Source organism: Sphingomonas sp. CCH15-F11 (genome assembly GCF_001557005.1).
Lineage (GTDB): Bacteria > Pseudomonadota > Alphaproteobacteria > Sphingomonadales > Sphingomonadaceae > Sphingomonas.
Map to the genome: position 1 here is coordinate 1 of NZ_LSKG01000183.1, position 1,324 is coordinate 1,324.

1 protein-coding gene and 1 other annotated feature are annotated in these 1,324 nt (G+C 61.8%); the gene reads left to right on the plus strand.

What is annotated here, in order from left to right; genetic code table 11:
* The first annotated feature begins 54 nt into the window (after window positions 1-54).
* Window positions 55-1,283 (plus strand): IS3 family transposase gene (locus tag AX709_RS17790; protein ID WP_156454321.1). Its coding sequence is split into 2 segments (ribosomal slippage): window positions 55-343 and window positions 343-1,283, totalling 1,230 coding nucleotides; the frame shifts between segments, so codons are not numbered across the junction.
* Window positions 336-452 (plus strand) — a sequence feature (AL1L pseudoknot). It overlaps the preceding gene by 117 nt.
* Window positions 1,284-1,324 lie beyond the last annotated feature (41 nt).

A 1,324-nucleotide genomic window follows, 5' to 3' on the forward strand; every position in this document is an offset into this window, starting at 1 on the left:
CTGAACCGCCCCGGGATTGTCGGAGGCTCCAACTCCTGAGAAGGCGGAGCCTGTATGAGCAAGACAACGAACAAGTTTTCACCCGAGGTGCGTGCCCGTGCGGTACGGATGATCCTGGACCACGAAGGCGATTATCCGTCGCGCTGGTCGGCGGTGGTGTCGGTTGCCGACAAGATCGGCTGCGCACCGCAGACGCTTCACGAGTGGGTTAAGAGGGCCGAGGTAGACAGCGGCAAGCGCGCTGGCGTGCCGAGCGATACGGCCGACAAGCTGAAGGCGCTGGAACGCGAGAACCGAGAGTTGCGCCAGGCCAACGAGATTCTTCGTAAGGCGTCAGCATATTTTGCGCAGGCGGAGCTCGACCGCCCGTTCAAGCGATGATCGCGTTTATTGATGATAACCGCGCTTTTTATGGGGTCGAGCCGATCTGCAAGGTGCTGCCGATCGCCCCATCAACCTATCACGCGCATGTCGCACAGCGACGAGATCCATTGCGCCTGTCGGCGCGGGCAAGGCGCGACCTGGCATTCAAGCCGGAGATCGCGCGCGTATTCGCTGAGAACTTTGCGGTCTACGGCGTGCGCAAGGTCTGGCGGCAGATGAACCGAGAAGGGTTCGCCATCGCCCGCTGCACCGTCGAGCGGCTGATGCGCGATATGGGCTTGGCAGGGGTGATCCGGGGCAAGCCGGTGCGCACTACGATCAGCGACAAGGCGGCACCTTGCCCGCTGGATCGTGTCAACCGCCAGTTCCATGCACCAGCGCCCAACAGGCTGTGGGTCTCGGACTTCACCTACGTCTCGACCTGGGGCGGGTTTGTCTATGTCGCGTTCGTGATTGACGTCTACGCCCGCTATATCGTGGGCTGGCGGGTCAGCAGAACGGCCCATGCTAGCTTTGTGCTGGATGCTTTGGAGCAGGCGCTCCACGATCGCCGCCCGGTCCATCGTGGTGGCCTGATCCACCACAGCGATCGCGGCAGCCAGTATGTCTCGATCAAATACACCGAGCGCCTTGCCGAAGCCGGGATCGAACCATCGGTGGGCAGCGTCGGCGACAGCTACGACAACGCTTTGGCGGAGACGATCAATGGCCTTTACAAGGCCGAAGTGATCCATCGGCGTGGGCCATGGCGTTCCTTTGAAACAGTCGAGTTCGCCACGCTCGAATGGGTCGACTGGTTCAACCACCGCCGGTTGCTGGAGCCAATCGGCAACATCCCGCCGGCAGAAGCCGAGCAACGATATTATGCCATGCTGGACGACGTACCCATGGCCGCGTAACTTAAACCAAATCGCCTCCGGCAATCCCGGGGCGGTTCACC